Below are 15,483 nucleotides of genomic sequence, written 5' to 3' on the forward strand. Positions count from 1 at the left end.
TTGAACAATCGATGATTTTCAATAAGCATTGGTTATGAAAAAGAGCGCCGCGCCGGCTCTTGCCTTTTCGCGCAACGTGCAGTTGCGGCACCTGCGCTGCTTTGTCGCGATCGCGCAGGAGCGGCACCTGGCGCGGGCGGCGGAACGCCTGGCCGTGAGCCAGCCTGCCATCTCCAAGACCCTGACGGAGCTCGAGGCGCTGGTCGGCACGCGCCTGGTCGAGCGCAGCAGTGCGGGGCGGCGCGGCGTGCAAGGCCTGACACCCACCGGCGAGCAACTGCTGGGGCATGCGCTGCGCGTGCTGGAGGCGGTCGATGCCGGCGCACAGGCCATCGCGCCGGCGGCGGGCGTGCGGCTGGAGCGCCTGCGCATCGGCGCCTTGCCAAGCGTCGCGCCCGCGCTGCTGCCGCAGGCGCTGGCCAGGCTGCGCGCGCATTGGCCGGCGTTGCAGGTGAGGGTCAAGAGCGCGACCAATGCGGTGCTGCTTGATGAACTGCGCGCGGGCGAACTCGACCTGGTGGTGGGCCGCCTCAGCGATCCGCGCCTGATGACGGGCCTGAGTTTCGAACTGCTCTACACCGAGCCGCTGGTGTTCGCGGTGCGCAAGGGTCATCCGCTGGCACGGCGCGGGAGTTCGGTGCAGGCGGTGCTCGGCTTTCCGTTGGTGGTCTACGCGGAGGGCACGATCCCGCGGCACAACACGGAGAGTTTCTTTTCCTCGCGCGGGCTGGCCTTGCCGCCCGACGCACTGCAGACGCTCGACCTGATGGTGGCACGCGCGCTGGTGGCGGCCTCCGATGCCGTGTGGGTCACGCCGCTGGGCGCGGCGCGAGACGATTTCCTGGCCGGCACGCTGATCCGGCTTCGCATCGATACGCCTGGCACGGAGGAGCCGGTCGGGTTGCTGATGCGCAGCGATGCGCAGAGTTCGGCGGCGTGTGTCGCGATGCTGGGCCTGTTGCGCGAGGCTGCGCGCCAGGGCCAGCCGAAGAGCCGGCCTGCGGGTGCGACGACGAAGAGAGGTGCTTCGCGCAAGACAGCCGCGCGCTGATGCCCCGCATCACCGGGCCGGTGGGCCCGAGGCCTGCGACGATCATTGCCTCGCTGCCGCGGGAATCTCCGTGTGCGCCACGCAGCGCCAGCCGTTGCCGGTCTTCACCCAGGTCGATGTGTCGATCATGTCCGTCGTGGTGCTGCTTTCGGGCTTGCCGCGCTTGCAGACGCCCTGCTTCACTCGGTAGGTCAGGATGGCGGTTGCATCGTTCGGAAGGAAGACATCGACGTCGCTGAGTTCGAAGGAGGTCAGCACCATGGCGCCTTCCTCCGCCATCTTTCGATAGCCCGCGTGGTCGAACTGGAGCGTTCCTTGCGGACTGACCATGAGCGCGCGTTTGTCGAGCAGCGAGAGGGCGGCGTCGGTGTCCTGGTCGACCATCGACTGCCAGAACCTGGTCTCAAGGTCGATGAGGGTTTTGTCGAGCGTCGGCATTGCAAATTCTCCATTCGCAAATGCCACATGATTCCAACGCGTGTGCCGCAGGCGATCAGACGGGGTGCTTTCGCCCGGTAGAACCGCGCCTACACGGCCGACGCAGGGCGACATGGAGGGACGCGCGGGCTGATCGTCCGGCCCGCGTGCCGCGGTCTTGTCAGGCCGGCTCCGCCACCTTGAAGAAGCCGCGCAGCGCCTCGGCCATCTCGCTGCGCACGCGCTCGCCCGAGACCACCACGTCGATCATCGTCAGTGAGGTGTGGGTGTGGCCGCGTGCGGTGATCCAGCGTGCGGGCGTTCCCGCGGCGGCCAGCGCCTTGGCGTAGGCGATGCCTTCGTCGCGCAGCGGATCGAACTCGCAGGTGACCACGAACGCGGGCGGCAGGTTCGACAGGTCGGCAGCGCGCAGCGGCGACGCCTTGGGATGCGTGCGATCGGCGGGGTCGGCGTAGTGGTCCCAGAACCACTTCATCAACGGCGCGGTCAGCACGTAACCCTCGGCGTTCTCGACATAGGACGGGGTGCGCATGTCGCAGTCGGTCACCGGCGTCAGCAGCAGTTGGCCCGAGATCGCCGGCCCGCCGTGGTCGCGCACCTGCTGGCAAGTCACCGCCGCGACGTTGGCGCCGGCGCTCCAGCCGGCCACCGCCAGTTCGCCCGGAATGCCGCCCAGCTCGGCTGCGTGGTCCGCAACCCAGCGCACGGCTGCGAGGCCGTCGTCGGCCGCGGCGGGGAACCGCGCCTCCGGTGCGTGCCGGTAGTTCACCGACATGATCAGCGCGTCGGAGCGTTGGCAGAGGTCGCGGCACAGTGGATCGTCGGAATCGTGGCTGCCCAGCACCCAGCCGCCACCATGGAAGTAGACGACCACGGGATGCGGGCCGGGGCTTTCCGGCCGGTACAGGCGGTACGCCAACGGGCCGGCCGCCCCGGGCAAGGCGCCGTCGACGGTTTCGCCGATCGTCGGGCCGGGCGGACGCGCCGCCGACAACTGCGCCAGCAATCCACGCGCCTGCTCGACGGGCAGCGAATCGAAGGTGGGCAGGTTCAGGGTTGCCATCATCTGCAGCACCATCCCCACGTCGGGCTGCAGGCGCCGGACCACGCCGTCCGTGCAGCGCGTGACTTGCGCGCCGGTGCGCCGGAAGCCCAGCCAGTCGCGCGCCACCACCTCGTCGCAGGCGCCGCGGTAGGCGTCGACCCCGCCGACATAGGGCAGAAAGCCGCGCGGCTTGCCGGGCACGTTGGCGCCCATGTACCAGGAATCGGCGGTCGGGTAGAGCGTGATGTTGGCGCAATCGTCGACGTGCTGCACCCAGCCGGCCTCGGCGGCCTCGGTCGGCTCGATGGTGCCCAGGCCGTCGGCGCGCAGGCGGGCCAGGCAGTCGGCGATCCAGTCCACATGCTGCTCGATCGAGACCATCATGTTCGACAGCACCGACGGGCTGCCCGGCCCGGTGATGGTGAACAGGTTGGGAAAGCCCGCGGTCATCAGCCCGAGGTAGGTGCGCGGGCCGTTCGCCCACTTGCGCTTCAGCGTGACGCCGTCGCGGCCGGTGATGTCGACGGAGACGATGGCGCCCGTCATGGCGTCGAAACCCGTGGCATAGACGATCGCATCGAAGGCCATCGTCTCGTCGGCGAGGTCGATGCCGGCTTCGGTGATGCTCTGGATCGGCTGGCTTCGCAGGTCGACCAGCCGCACATGGGGCAGGTTGAAGGTGGCGTAGTAGCCGGCGTCCAGGCAGGGGCGCTTGGTGCCGAACGGATGGTCCGTGGGGCAGAGCAGGTCGGCGATCTCGGGGTCTTGCACGACGCCCCGGATCTTCTCGTGCACCAGGCCGGCCACGATGGCATTGGCATCGCGAAACAGGATCTGGTCGGCGAACACGCTCAGGATCGGAATCAGCTCGCCCGATTGCCAGGCGGCCTCGAAGCGCTGGCGGTGCACCTCCGGCGGGCTGTAGCGGCCGTAGATCTGGGTCCGCTCGTTCGGCACGCCGGCTCGCGACCATTTCGCCTCGCGGCGATAGGCGTCGCGGTCGGCTTGCAGCGGTGCGAGGCGTTCGGGCCGCACCGGGCCGTTGCCGGCCGGAATCGAGAAGTTGGGCGTGCGCTGGAACACCGTCAACTGGCTGGCTTGGCGGGCGATGTGCGGGATCGACTGGATGCCGGACGAGCCCGTGCCGATCACCGCGACCCGCTTGCCGGTGAAGTCCACGCCCTCGTGCGGCCAGCGGCCGGTGAAGTAGACCTCGCCCTTGAAGCGATCGGCGCCGGGGATGTCGGGCGTCTTCGGCAGCGACAGGCAGCCACTGGCCATCACGTAGAACTGGCAGCTGATGTCCTGGCCCGTGTCGGTGCGCAGATGCCAGCGGCCGGCCGCCTCGTCCCAGCGGGCCGCGACCACGCGGGTGTGGAAGTCGATGTCGCGCCGCAGGTCGTAGCGCTCGGCCACGAACTGGGCATAGCGCAGGATCTCCGGCTGGGTGGCGTACTTCTCCGACCAGGTCCAGGCTTTTTCCAGTTCGGGGTCGAAGCCGAAGGTGTAGTCGGTGGTCGGGATGTCGCAGCGTGCGCCGGGGTAGCGGTTCCAGTACCAGGTGCCGCCCACATCGCCGGCCGCCTCCAGCACACGGGTGGTGAAGCCCAGTTGCCGCAACTTGTGCAGCATGTAGAGGCCGGAGAAGCCGGCGCCCACCACCACCACGTCGACATCGACCTTGGCATTGCCGGCCGGGGGCGCGGTGTCGTCGTTCCTTGTCTCCACCATGGCGGTATCTCCAGGTTGATGTGTCAGGCAGACTTCACCAGGGTGTTCCTGAGGACGGCCCGACTTTTCAGCTTACAACTTGCGGCCACCACGCGCCATGTGCGTTGTGCACTTGCTTTCTTGCGCGATTCGGTTTGCGGATCGCGACCTGCGAGGGAAGCACCCGCCTGGAATCGCCAGTCCTGCGACGGCACAATGAGTACAAATAATTTGCTCAATCCCAGGAGAAGTCCGCTATGGATGCTGTTCAGGAATGCGATGTGCTCGTCGTCGGCGGAGGCCCGGCCGGATCGACCATTGCCGCACTTCTCGCGCGCGAAGGCCGCCGCGTGGTTCTGCTCGAGAAGGAACACCACCCCCGCTTCCACATCGGTGAATCGCTGCTGCCCGGCAATGTGGAATTGTTCGACAAGCTCGGCGTGCGCGAGCAGGTCGAGAAGATCGGCATGCCCAAGTTCGGCATCGAGTTCGTGCCGCCGGACCTCGACTACTGCAGCTATGTCGATTTTTCCGAAGGCTGGGATCCGTCGAAGGACTCGGCCTGGCAGGTGCGCCGGTCCGAGTTGGACGAGTTGCTGTTTCGCAATGCCGCGAAAGTGGGCGCGGTGGCCATGGAAGGCGCGCGCGTGCGCGAGATTGATTTCGACAGCACGGGCGCCACCGTGCAGGCGGAACTCGACGATGGTGCGCGCCGCACCTGGCGGGCCCGCTTCGTCGTCGATGCCAGCGGCCGCGACACGGTCCTGGCCAACAAGTTCAAGTGCAAGCAGAAGAATTCGAAGCACAACAGCACCGCGCTGTTCGGCCACTTCCGCAACGCCCGGCGGCTGGAGGGCAAGCGCGAGGGCAACATCAGCATCTGCTGGTTCGAGCACGGCTGGTTCTGGTTCATTCCGCTGGCCGACGGCACGACCAGCGTCGGCGCGGTGTGCTGGGCCTACTACCTGAAGGCGCGCGACAAGCCGTTGAAGGACTACTTCTTCGACACCATCGCGATGTGCCCCGAACTCAACGACCGCCTGAAGGACGCGACGCTCGTTGACGACAAGGTCCATGCCACCGGCAACTTCGCCTATTCGAGCACGCATGCCACCGGCGAGCGCTACCTCATGCTGGGCGATGCCTTCACCTTCATCGACCCGATGTTCTCGTCCGGCGTGTTCCTGGCGATGCAGAGCGCCTTCGACGGCGCGAAGCTCGTACAGACCGCACTCGACCGGCCAGCCGAACTGCCGGCGGCGCGGCAGGAGATGGAGACGCGCCTGCGCGTGGGGCCGCGCGACTATTCGTGGTTCATCTATCGCGTGACCAACCCGACGATCCGCGACATGTTCATGCACCCGCAGAACATCTTCAACGTGAAGCAGGGGCTGATGTCGCTGCTGGCGGCCGACATCCACCAGGGCTGGTACTACCGGCGCTCGCTTTGGATGTTCAAGGTGGTGTATTACTTCGTCTCGCTGCTGAACTGGCGCCGCACCTATGCGGGGTGGAAGCGGCATCGGTTCAATGTCCGGGACATGGGGCAATTGCGGGGTGAGACGATCCTGAAGTAGGGCGGTGCCGCGATCACGCCGCCGTCCGGCGGTCGATCCGACCGGCACAACGCGGCATATCCCGTGCCGAGGGCATCGGGTGTTCCCCGCAGCGAAATAAAGGAGGAGCCGGCAGCCGAAGGCTGGCGGCGGGGGACATTCGCGGAGGGGAATACCCGGTGTCCTCGGCACACGCCCCGCACGTGAAATGAAGGCTTCCGCAGACCGGCGTAGCAGCGACCTCAGCAGCCCTGGATCAACCTGGCTTGACCGCCGTGTACTCGGAAAAGATCCCGACTTCCTTGTGCCGCGCCACCGTCTCGAAGCCGGCCGCCTGCAACGCTGCCACGACCTGGGCCGGCGCGATGCAGGCTTCGATCGTGTCCCAGTAATAGCGCCACAGTTCGGAGGTGCCACGCTGGCGCGCGACGACGCGGGCAATCACCGGCACCAGCGTGCGCATGTAGGCCTTGAGCAGGGTGTTGCCGAGGGCGCTCTCCGGACGGCTGATCTCCAGGATGACGAGGCGTCCGCCCGGGCGCAGCACCCGGTGGAATTCGGCAAAGGTCTGGCCGACGTCGGACACGTGGCGCAGCGCATAGCCCATGCTGAGGAAGTCGGCCTCGTTGTCGGCGCAGGGCAGTTGCTCGGCCCGCCCGACCTTGAGTTGCACGCCGGGCAGGCTGACCTGGCCCAGCATGCCCGGGCTCGGGTCGACGCCGACGAGGCTGCCCGAGGAGCCGATCAACCCGAGCGCCTCCCGCGCCACCAGGCCGGTTCCGATGCCGACATCGATCACCTTGTCGCCTGCACGCAGCCCCGCGCGCTGCAGCGCCATCCGGCGATAGCGGGCGCCGGTGCCCAGCGCCAGCACGCGCTCGATGCGGTCGTAGTCGCTCGCCGTCTCGTCGAAGATGCGGCGCAGGTAGCGCTGGTGATCAGCCTCGTCGCGGTAGTACTCGGGCAAGGGGGTGTGCGGTGACTGCACGGCGTCTCTGGTTGTGGTTCTTGTGGTGTCGTTCATGCACCATCATAGGCAAACGCCCGGCGCGTCAGTCCTTGGTGGCGCGCCGCTGGACGCAGGCGATGTAGGCCTCGCCGTCGGGCGGCCGGCCCGCGCGCTGGGCCTCCCACATCATGCGGCCCAGGCATTCCATCGCTTCATGGTGCGCCTCGAGCAATGAGTCGCGCCGCGCGGCAAGCAACTCGACCGCCTGGCGGATGCCGCGCGGCTGGTCGATGGAGCATTGCTCGCTGATCGACAGGTGCATCGACAGGTGCAGGAACGGGTTCTCGCGGCCGTCCTTGCCGTCGTAGACCCGCGCGACGGCGGCGTCTGCGTCGGCCAGGTCGGCGTGGTACTCGGGATGCTGGTCGATCCAGCCGGCGGCGATGGTTTCGAGGGCCTCCAGCGGCAGGCCCTGGCGGCTCTTGGCGTAAACGCCGCAGAAGAAGCGGCGAACGTCTTCGGGGGAAGGATTGAACATGCGCCCAGCGTATCACCGGGGCGCAGGGCGACCGCTTTCATCCATAATCCGCAGCGGCGTCCGGCGCGGACGTTAGCGCAAACATCGGAGCCTCCTTCTTGACCCAGCGGAACCTGTCCGGACGAGCCTCGCGACGCGGCAGCGGCGGCATCACCCTGAGCGACGTGTCCAAGCTGGCGGGCGTGTCGGCCATCACCGTGTCGCGCGCGCTGAACACGCCGGGCCTGGTGTCGCCGGAGACGCGTGAGAAGGTGCGCCTCGCGGTCGAGCGCACGGGCTACGTGCCGAACCTGCTGGCGGGCGGCCTCGCGTCGAATCGCAGCCGCCTCGTGGCGGCGCTGGTGCCGACCATTGCCGGGCCGGTGTTCCTGGAGACCATCCAGGCGCTGACCGAGGCGCTGGCCGACAAGGGCTACCAGCTCATGCTCGGCCAGGCCGGCTACAACAACGCGCGGGAGGACGCGCTGATCGACGCCATCGTCGGGCGCCGTCCGGACGGCATCGTGCTGACCGGGATCATGCGCTCCGTCGACGGCCGGCGACGGCTGCTGGCCTCGGGCATTCCGGTGGTGGAGACCTGGGACCTGACGCCGACGCCGATCGACATGCTGGTCGGCTTCTCGCACGAGAAGGCCGGGGCGGCCATGGCGCAATACCTGCATCGCAAGGGCTATCGCAAGCCGGTGATCGTCACTGGCGACGACCAGCGTGCGGCCCTGCGCCGCCACGGCTTCGAGCAGGCGTGGCGGATACTGGGCGGCAATGCGGCGCCGGTGCGCGAAGTGCCGGCGCCGACCACGCTGGGCAGTGGCCGCGAGGCCTTGTCCGCGTTGCTGGTGGCTGGCGCGGACATCGATGCCGTGGCCTGCAGCTCCGACGTGCTGGCGCACGGCGTGATCACCGAGGCGCAGGCGCGCGGCATGCGGGTGCCGGGCGACATGGGCGTGATCGGCTTCGGCGACCTGGGCTTCGCGCAGCATGCGCATCCGGCCATCACGACGGTGCGCATCGACGGCACGGGTATCGGCCGGCAGGCGGCGCGCTTCATCGTCGAGCGGGCAGAAGGCCGCGAGGTAGAGCAAATGGTCGTCGACCTGGGCTTCTCCCTGATCGAGCGCCTGAGCGCCTGAAACAGGCCCGGCCCACGCATGTGCCTGCGGCACCCGGCCGGCCGCCACACAGGCAGCTGCTCTTGCGGGCCCGTGCAGCCTCGTCGCCGCGGCCCTGAGCCGCTGGAAGGAGTGCACCGAGCGGAGCGGCAAGGCCGGTTCCGCGGGTGTCCACGAACAAGCATCGCGCCGCTTGCCCATGGTCTGAGACGGGCCGAGGGCGGTGCCATCGGGGACCGTCGTGCCCGCTTCCGGATTCCCTTGATTTTCCGATTGACGCCGACCAGCGGACCTGCTTATGATCGAATGACAGCGCTAACATTCAAGACGCAAATTCGAGACAAGATCATGACCACCCCACGCAAGAAGCCCGAAGACCTCCGCTCGCACCGCTGGTATGGCGTAAAAGACCTGCGCAGCTTCGGCCATCGCTCGCGCACGGCGCAGATGGGCTTGAGCCGCGACGACTACCTCGGCAAGCCCGTCATCGCGATCCTCAACACCTGGAGCGACATGAACTCCTGCCACACGCATTTCAAGCAGCGGGTGGAGGAGGTCAAGCGCGGCGTCTGGCAGGCCGGCGGCTTCCCTGTCGAGATCCCGGCGATGAGCCTGGGCGAAGCCTTCCAGAAACCGACCACCATGCTCTACCGCAACATGCTCGCGATGGAGGCGGAGGAACTGCTGCGCTCCTACCCGGCAGACGGCTGCGTGCTCATGGGCGGCTGCGACAAGACCACGCCGGGCCTCGTGATGGGCGCGCTGGCGATGAACCTGCCGACCATCTTCGTGCCCGCCGGCCCGATGCTGCGCGGCGACTACAAAGGTACCTTCCTCGGCTCCGGCTCCGACACCTGGAAGTACTGGGCCGAACTGCGCGCGGGCAACATCAGCGAGCAGGACTGGCAGGACGTGGAAGACGGCATCGCCCGCTCGCCCGGCACCTGCATGACCATGGGCACTGCGAGCACGATGACCAGCGCGGCGGAGGTGCTGGGCCTCACGCTGCCCGGTGCGTCATCCATTCCCGCCGCGGATTCGCGCCACGCAATGATGGCCACGCACACCGGCAGGCGCATCGTCGAGATGGTGTGGGAAGACCTGAAGCCGCTGGACTTCCTCACGCCCGCCTCCTTCGACAACGCCGTGACCGCCGTGCTGGGCCTGGGCGGCTCGACCAATGCCATCGTCCACCTGATCGCGATGGCGCGGCGTGCCAGCGTGCCGCTCGACCTGGCCCGCTTCGATGAACTCGCGCGCGGCACGCCCGTCATCGCCAACCTGCGGCCGGGCGGCAAGTACCTGATGGAGGACTTCTACTACGCAGGCGGTCTGCGCGCCTTCCTGAAGGAGATGGGCAGCCTCATCGACGGCAGCCAGATGACCTGCACCGGCAAGACGCTCGGCGAGAACATCGCCGGCGCCGAGGTCTACAACGCCGACGTGATCCGACCGCGCCAGGAAGCGCTGCTGGAGAGCGGCGGCCTCGCCGTGCTGCGCGGCAACCTGGCGCCCGATGGCGCGGTCATCAAGCCCGCCGCAATGGAACAGCACTTGCGCCGCCACACCGGCCCCGCGATCGTGTTCAGGAACTACGACGACCTGGCGGCGCGCATCGACTCCCCCGAACTCGATGTCACCAAGGACAGCGTGATCGTGCTCCAGAGCGCCGGCCCGCAGGGCGCGCCCGGCATGCCCGAATGGGGCCAGTTGCCGATCCCGCAGAAGCTGCTCAAGGCAGGGGTGCGCGACATGGTCCGCATCAGCGACGCGCGCATGAGCGGCACCAGCTATGGCGCCTGCGTGCTGCACGTCACGCCCGAATCGCACGTCGGCGGGCCGCTGGCGCTGGTGCGTGACGGCGACCTGGTCACGCTGGACGTGGACGCGCGCCGCATCGACATGAACGTCAGCGACGAAGAACTCGCGAAGCGCCGCGCCGAATGGCAGAAGCCCGTTCCCAAGTTCGGCCGCGGCTATGGCGTCATGTTCCTCAAGCATGTGCAGCAGGCCGACACCGGCTGCGACTTCGACTTCCTCGCGCCGGACTACGCAGAGGCCGCCGGCACGCGCGATCCGGAAATCCACTGAACCCAACCGTCCACAAGGAAAAGAACAGCATGGAGACAACTCACAAGGCGCGCCCTCGACCCAGCCTGGCGCTCGGTCGATTCGCCGCGCGGATCGCACTCGCCGCATTGCCCTTCGCGCCCGTCGCCGCCGGCGCGCAGGTGCCCGAAGGCTGGCCCTCGCGGCCGGTCACCTTCGTCGTACCCTTCGCACCCGGCGGCGGCACCGACATCGCGGCGCGCTTGCTGGCCGTGCGGCTCGGCAAGAAGTGGGGCCAGTCGGTGGTGGTGGACAACCGCACCGGCGCGGGCGGCATCGTCGGCATGGACATGGTGGCCAAGGCAACGCCGGACGGCTACACCTTCCTGATCGGCAACGTGGGCACGCAGTCGATCAACCCGTCGCTCTACAAGATGCGGTACGACCCCGACAAGGCCTTCGCGCCCGTGTCGCTGTTCGCGGACCTGCCCTTCGCGTGGGTCATCAATCCATCGATCCCGGCGAAAACCCCGAAGGAGTTCATCGCGCTCGCCAAGGCCACGCCGGACAAGTACACATTTGCCAGTTCCGGCAGCGGAGGCTCGCCTCACCTCACCGCAGAAATCTTCCAGCAGGCCGCGGGCGTCAAGCTCGTTCACGTGCCCTACAAGGGTGGCGGGCCGGCCATGGCCGACCTGATGGCCGGGCACGTCGACATGCTGTTCGCCTCCATCCTCGAGACCTCGGGCTACGTGAAGACCGGCAAGCTGCGCGCGCTGGCCGTGACAAGCCCGCAACGCTCGCCGGCCATGCCCGACGTGCCGACGCTGGCGGAGCAGGGCGTGCCGAACGCCGAGTCAGGCTCCTGGGTCGCGCTGCTGGCGCCTGCCGGCACGCCGCCGGCGCTGATCGACAAGATCGCCGCCGACGTGAAGGAAATCATCGGCACCGAGGACATGCGCAAGGCATTGATCGCGCAGGGCGCCACGCCGCGCGGCACCACGCCGGCCGAGTTGCAGAAGACCATCGAGAGCGACAAGGCGCGCTACGGGCAAGTGATCACGGCGCGTGGCGTCAAGGTGGAATGAGCATGCGCTGCTTCAAGCTCTCCGCACGTGGCGTTGCTGCGCCAGCTTTCTCGTCGGCGGCTACACCGGTGGCACGTCCAAGGCGCTTCACCGGTGCGTCGGGCATTCGCCGCGCCGCGCTGTCTGCCGTCGTGGCGCTCTTCCTGCCCGTGCCCCTCCTCTCGGTCGCGCAAACCGCGGACAAGTGGCCCTCGCGCCCCATCACCTACGTCGTGCCCTTCACGCCCGGCGGCTCGACCGACGTGATCGGCCGCGTCATCGCGCAGAAGCTCGGCGAGGCGCTGGGCCAGCCGGTCATCGTCGACAACAGGCCGGGCGCCGCGGGCGCGGTCGGCGCGGCCTTCGTGGCCAAGGCCAAGCCGGACGGCTACACGCTGTTCGGCGGCACCATCAGCACGCACGCCATCAACGCCAGCCTCTACAAGAGCCTGCCCTACGACCCGGTGAAGGACTTCGATCCGATCTCGCTCGTGGCCTTCCTGCCGAACGTGCTGATCGTCGATCCGAACCTCGGCGTGAACTCGGTGGCCGAGCTCATCGCGCTGCTGAAGAAGGACCCGTCCAGGCGCACCTTCGCATCGTCCGGCGCGGGCACGTCGACCCACCTGGCCGGCGAGATGCTGGGCGACATGATCGGCGTGAAGCTCACTCACATCCCCTACAAGGGCACGCCACCGGCGATGCTCGATGTGTCCTCGGGGCAGGTCACGTTCATGTTCGACCAGATCACGGCCGCGCTGCCGCTGGTGCAGGGCGGCAAGCTCAAGCTGCTGGCCGTGACCTCCGCCAAACGCATGGCGCTGGCGCCTGAGTTGCCGACCATGCAGGAGGCCGGCGTGAAGGGCTTCGAGATGGCCTCGTGGCAGGCCGTCTATGCGCCGAAGGGGCTGCCCGCGCCCATCGCGCAACGCCTCTCGGCCGAGATCAACAAGATCCTGCTGACGCCCGAGGTAAAGGACAAGCTCAGCAACCAGCTCGGCATGGAGGTGGTGGCCGGCTCCCCGGCGCAACTCGCCGCGCTGATGCAGAAGGAGATCCCGCGCTGGAGCGAGCTCGTGCGCAAGAGCGGCGCCAGGGCCGATTAGTGAAGCCCACCCCCGAACGCGCCTGCGGCGCCTCCCCCTCGAGGGGGCGCACCCGGCGGCCCGGCAAAGCCGGTTCCGCGGGCGCTCCCGAACGTGCTTCGCTTTGCTTGCAGCTGTTGTTTCGTGCGTCCCGGTGGCGCGCAGCACTTTCCCAATCCCTGAACTACATCGAGACACCATGACCTCTTCGCCCCCCTTGTCCGTCACGGCCCGCGAGCAACTGCGCCACGTCAGCGTCGCCACGCTGTGCACGCAACTCTTCAAGCGCGGCTTTCGCAATGTCTATCTGCAAGGCGTCGGCCGCCTGACCCGGCCCAGCGGCGGCAACCTGGTCGGCCCGGCCTTCACGATGCGCAACATCCCGGCGCGCGAAGACCTCGACCAGATCAGCGCCTTCGATGACCCGAACCATCCGCAGCGCAAGGGCATCGAGAGCGTGCCCGAGGGCCACGTGCTGGTGATCGACTGTCGCGGCGAGAAGCGCGTGGCTTCGGGCGGCCAGATCCTCACGACGCGGCTCAAGGTGCGCGGTGCGGCGGGGCTGGTGTCCGATGGCCCGGTGCGCGACAGCGGGCCGATCTCGCAGATGGACTTTCCCGTGTACTGCGCAGGCGGCAGCGCGCCGCTGAACCTGATCCACCACCATGCGATCGACCTCAACGTGCCGATCGGCTGCGGCGGCGTGGCGGTGTATCCGGGCGATGTGATCGTCGGCGACGACGAGGGCGTGGTCGTGATCCCGCAGCACCTGGCCGAAGAAGTGGCGCGCGACGCGACCGAACAGGAAAAGATGGAAGCCTTCGTGCTCGAACGCATCGAGGGGGGTGCGAAGCTGGCCGGCACCTATCCGCCGAACGCGGACACCAAGGCGGCCTTCGAGGTGTGGCGGAAGGCCAAGGGCATCTGAACACATGAAGACGCTCATGCAACGCAGGACCTTCGCCGCCGCAGCGGCGCTCGCCCTTGCCGGCGCCATGCCCGCCATGGCCCAGAGCTATCCCGGCAAGTCGATCACCATCGTCGTGCCCGCATCGCCCGGCGGCGCCATCGACCTTGCGGCGCGCCTCATCGGCCAGAAGCTCACGGAAGCTTGGGGCCAGCCGGTCGTCATCGACAACCGCGCCGGCGCCACCGGCATCATCGGCACCGAATTCGTCGCCAAGAGCCCGCCTGACGGCCACACGCTGGCGCTGGTGGCGAGCAGCCACTCGATCAATCCAAGCATGGTGAAGAAGCTGCCTTACGACACCCTCAAGAGCTTCGAGCCGGTCGCGCTCACGCACGTGGTGCCGCTGGTGCTGATCGTGTCGCCGACGCTGCCGGTGAAGACGGTGAAGGAACTCATCGCCTACGGCAAGGCCAATCCCGGCAAGCTCAGCTTCGCGTCGAGCGGCACCGGCGGCGCGCCGCATTTCTCGGGCGAGCTGTTCAAGAGCATGACGGGCCTGGACATCACGCACATCCCGTACAAGGGCAGCACGCTGGCGCACCCCGACCTGATCAGCGGGCGCACCTCGCTGATGTTCGACACCGTGGCCGCGGCCAACGTGCAGATCAAGGCAGGCCGCCTGCGCGCGCTGGCAGTGACCACGGCCAAGCGTTCCAGCGTGCTGCCTGACGTGCCGACGATGCAGGAGGCCGGCGTACCCGGCTACGAGACCAGCACCTGGGGCGGCTTGCTCGCGCCTGCCGGCACGCCGAAGGCCACGGTCGACAAGCTCAACGCCGAAGTCGATCGCATCCTGACCTTGCCGGACGTGCGCAAGACGCTGATCGACAACGGCATCGAGCCTGGCAGCGGCACGCCGCAGCAGTTCGCCACCTTCATCGCGAGCGAGATGGTCAAGTGGGCCAAGGTCGCGAAGGACGCCGGCATCCAGCCCGAATGAAAACTGAAGACGAGAAACCAACCATGCCCAAGACCCGCGTGCTGCAACACGGCCGGCTGCTGCCGGCGCTCGAGAAACGGCTGGCCGAGCGCTATGACCTCCACCCCTTGTGGCAGGAGGCCGACGCCAAGGCCTTCCTCGCTGCGCACGGCGGCGAGTTCACCGCGCTCGTCACCTCGGCCCGTTTCGGCGCCGATGCTGCGCTGATCGCTTCCATGCCGAATCTCCAGGTGATCTCCAGCTTCGGCGTCGGCCTCGAGACCCTCGACCTCGACGCGGCTCGTGAGCGCGGCATCCCGGTCGGCTACACGCCCGACGTGCTGAACGATTGCGTGGCCGACACCGCCTTCGTGCTGGTGATGGACGTGGCGCGGCGCATCAGCGCATCCGACCGCTTCGTGCGGCGTGGCGAATGGCAGAAGGGACCGTTCCCGCTCGCGACGAAGGTGTCGGGCAAGAAGCTCGGCATCCTCGGCATGGGGCGCATCGGACGCGTGATTGCGCGGCGCGCATCGGGCTTCGACATGGAGGTGAGGTACCACAACCGGCGGCCGTTGACGGACACCGAACATGGCTACGAGCCGACGCTCAGGAGCCTGGCCGAATGGGCCGACTTCCTCGTGATCGCCAGCGCCGGCGGGCCGGAGACGCGCGGCCTGGTCTCGCGCGAGATCCTCGACGCGCTCGGGCCCGATGGGTACCTCGTCAACATCTCGCGCGGCAGCGTGGTCGACGAGAAGGCATTGATCGAGGCCCTGCAGCACAGGCGCATTGCTGGCGCCGGGCTCGATGTGTTCGAGGACGAGCCCAACGTGCCGCCGGCCTTCTTCGAACTCGACAACGTGGTGCTGCTGCCGCATTTGGCGAGCAACACGAACGAGACGCGCGAGGCGATGGCTCGACGGATGGAGGAGAACCTGGAGGCTGCGCTGGCGGGGCAGCCGATGGTGAGCGCCGCGGCCTGAGCGGCTCGGCT

At 68.1% G+C, this 15,483-nt stretch carries 13 protein-coding genes; 9 read left to right on the top strand and 4 right to left on the bottom strand.

From position 1 onward, the window contains the following. Window positions 1–34: 34 nt before the first annotated feature. Window positions 35–1,051 (top strand): LysR substrate-binding domain-containing protein, encoded by a 1,017-nt coding sequence (locus HCU76_RS18705; protein ID WP_218510302.1) that lies wholly within the window; start codon window positions 35–37, stop codon window positions 1,049–1,051. Between the two features lie 42 nt (window positions 1,052–1,093). Here HCU76_RS18705 and HCU76_RS18710 read toward each other — a convergent pair whose 3' ends face one another. Then, window positions 1,094–1,489 (bottom strand): nuclear transport factor 2 family protein, encoded by a 396-nt coding sequence (locus HCU76_RS18710; RefSeq protein ID WP_218510303.1) that lies wholly within the window; start codon window positions 1,487–1,489, stop codon window positions 1,094–1,096. 160 nt (window positions 1,490–1,649) lie between these two features. Then, on the bottom strand, window positions 1,650–4,265 hold the full coding sequence (locus HCU76_RS37095) for an alpha/beta hydrolase fold domain-containing protein (RefSeq protein WP_218510304.1): 2,616 nt from the start codon (window positions 4,263–4,265) through the stop codon (window positions 1,650–1,652). 236 nt (window positions 4,266–4,501) lie between these two features. Between HCU76_RS37095 and HCU76_RS18720 the strand changes: the two genes are divergently transcribed. Continuing rightward, the gene (locus tag HCU76_RS18720) at window positions 4,502–5,821 is read left to right on the top strand and encodes an NAD(P)/FAD-dependent oxidoreductase (RefSeq protein ID WP_218510305.1); all 1,320 of its coding nucleotides are present in this window, start codon (window positions 4,502–4,504) and stop codon (window positions 5,819–5,821) included. Between the two features lie 235 nt (window positions 5,822–6,056). Here HCU76_RS18720 and HCU76_RS18725 read toward each other — a convergent pair whose 3' ends face one another. Both HCU76_RS18725 and HCU76_RS18730 read right to left on the bottom strand, forming a co-directional pair. Further along, window positions 6,057–6,824, bottom strand: a complete 768-nt coding sequence (locus HCU76_RS18725; RefSeq protein ID WP_218510306.1) for a class I SAM-dependent methyltransferase — start codon at window positions 6,822–6,824, stop codon at window positions 6,057–6,059. Window positions 6,825–6,852: 28 nt separating this feature from the next. Then, on the bottom strand, window positions 6,853–7,287 hold the full coding sequence (locus tag HCU76_RS18730; protein WP_218510307.1) for a DUF1841 family protein: 435 nt from the start codon (window positions 7,285–7,287) through the stop codon (window positions 6,853–6,855). Between the two features lie 98 nt (window positions 7,288–7,385). Between HCU76_RS18730 and HCU76_RS18735 the strand changes: the two genes are divergently transcribed. The 7 genes from HCU76_RS18735 to HCU76_RS18765 all read left to right on the top strand — a co-directional run bounded on the left by HCU76_RS18735 (window position 7,386) and on the right by HCU76_RS18765 (window position 15,472). Then, entirely contained in the window at window positions 7,386–8,417 is a 1,032-nt protein-coding gene (locus HCU76_RS18735; protein ID WP_218510308.1) for a LacI family DNA-binding transcriptional regulator, read from the top strand. A gap of 327 nt (window positions 8,418–8,744) precedes the next feature. Next, a complete protein-coding gene (gene araD / locus HCU76_RS18740) occupies window positions 8,745–10,487 on the top strand; it encodes an L-arabinonate dehydratase (RefSeq protein WP_218510309.1) in 1,743 nt (580 codons plus the stop codon). Between the two features lie 29 nt (window positions 10,488–10,516). Then, complete coding sequence (locus HCU76_RS18745) at window positions 10,517–11,533, top strand: tripartite tricarboxylate transporter substrate binding protein (protein WP_213955190.1); 1,017 nt, start codon at window positions 10,517–10,519, stop codon at window positions 11,531–11,533. Beyond that, on the top strand, window positions 11,530–12,618 hold the full coding sequence (locus HCU76_RS18750) for a tripartite tricarboxylate transporter substrate binding protein (RefSeq protein ID WP_256354283.1): 1,089 nt from the start codon (window positions 11,530–11,532) through the stop codon (window positions 12,616–12,618). Before HCU76_RS18745 ends, HCU76_RS18750 begins: the two co-directional genes overlap by 4 nt. Window positions 12,619–12,796: 178 nt before the next feature. After that, complete coding sequence (locus HCU76_RS18755) at window positions 12,797–13,525, top strand: ribonuclease activity regulator RraA (protein ID WP_213955188.1); 729 nt, start codon at window positions 12,797–12,799, stop codon at window positions 13,523–13,525. Window positions 13,526–13,541: 16 nt separating this feature from the next. Beyond that, window positions 13,542–14,507, top strand: coding sequence for a tripartite tricarboxylate transporter substrate binding protein (locus tag HCU76_RS18760; RefSeq protein WP_256354284.1), 966 nt, complete (start codon window positions 13,542–13,544; stop codon window positions 14,505–14,507). 23 nt (window positions 14,508–14,530) lie between these two features. Beyond that, window positions 14,531–15,472 (top strand): 2-hydroxyacid dehydrogenase, encoded by a 942-nt coding sequence (locus HCU76_RS18765; RefSeq protein WP_213955186.1) that lies wholly within the window; start codon window positions 14,531–14,533, stop codon window positions 15,470–15,472. Window positions 15,473–15,483 lie beyond the last annotated feature (11 nt).

Source organism: Variovorax sp. dw_308 (genome assembly GCF_019207085.1).
Classification (GTDB): domain Bacteria; phylum Pseudomonadota; class Gammaproteobacteria; order Burkholderiales; family Burkholderiaceae_C; genus Variovorax.

What these genes read in the sequence shown, in the direction of transcription:
- HCU76_RS18730 (WP_218510307.1), bottom strand. Translation starts at nt 7,287, where the DNA reads ATGTTCAATCCTTCCCCCGAAGACGTTCGCCGCTTCTTCTGCGGCGTT.
- HCU76_RS18720 (WP_218510305.1), top strand. Translation starts at nt 4,502, where the DNA reads ATGGATGCTGTTCAGGAATGCGATGTGCTCGTCGTCGGCGGAGGCCCG.
- HCU76_RS18745 (WP_213955190.1), top strand. Translation starts at nt 10,517, where the DNA reads ATGGAGACAACTCACAAGGCGCGCCCTCGACCCAGCCTGGCGCTCGGT.
- HCU76_RS18765 (WP_213955186.1), top strand. Translation starts at nt 14,531, where the DNA reads ATGCCCAAGACCCGCGTGCTGCAACACGGCCGGCTGCTGCCGGCGCTC.
- HCU76_RS18725 (WP_218510306.1), bottom strand. Translation starts at nt 6,824, where the DNA reads ATGAACGACACCACAAGAACCACAACCAGAGACGCCGTGCAGTCACCG.
- HCU76_RS18750 (WP_256354283.1), top strand. Translation starts at nt 11,530, where the DNA reads ATGAGCATGCGCTGCTTCAAGCTCTCCGCACGTGGCGTTGCTGCGCCA.
- HCU76_RS18755 (WP_213955188.1), top strand. Translation starts at nt 12,797, where the DNA reads ATGACCTCTTCGCCCCCCTTGTCCGTCACGGCCCGCGAGCAACTGCGC.
- HCU76_RS18705 (WP_218510302.1), top strand. Translation starts at nt 35, where the DNA reads ATGAAAAAGAGCGCCGCGCCGGCTCTTGCCTTTTCGCGCAACGTGCAG.
- HCU76_RS18710 (WP_218510303.1), bottom strand. Translation starts at nt 1,489, where the DNA reads ATGCCGACGCTCGACAAAACCCTCATCGACCTTGAGACCAGGTTCTGG.
- araD (WP_218510309.1), top strand. Translation starts at nt 8,745, where the DNA reads ATGACCACCCCACGCAAGAAGCCCGAAGACCTCCGCTCGCACCGCTGG.
- HCU76_RS37095 (WP_218510304.1), bottom strand. Translation starts at nt 4,265, where the DNA reads ATGGTGGAGACAAGGAACGACGACACCGCGCCCCCGGCCGGCAATGCC.
- HCU76_RS18760 (WP_256354284.1), top strand. Translation starts at nt 13,542, where the DNA reads ATGCAACGCAGGACCTTCGCCGCCGCAGCGGCGCTCGCCCTTGCCGGC.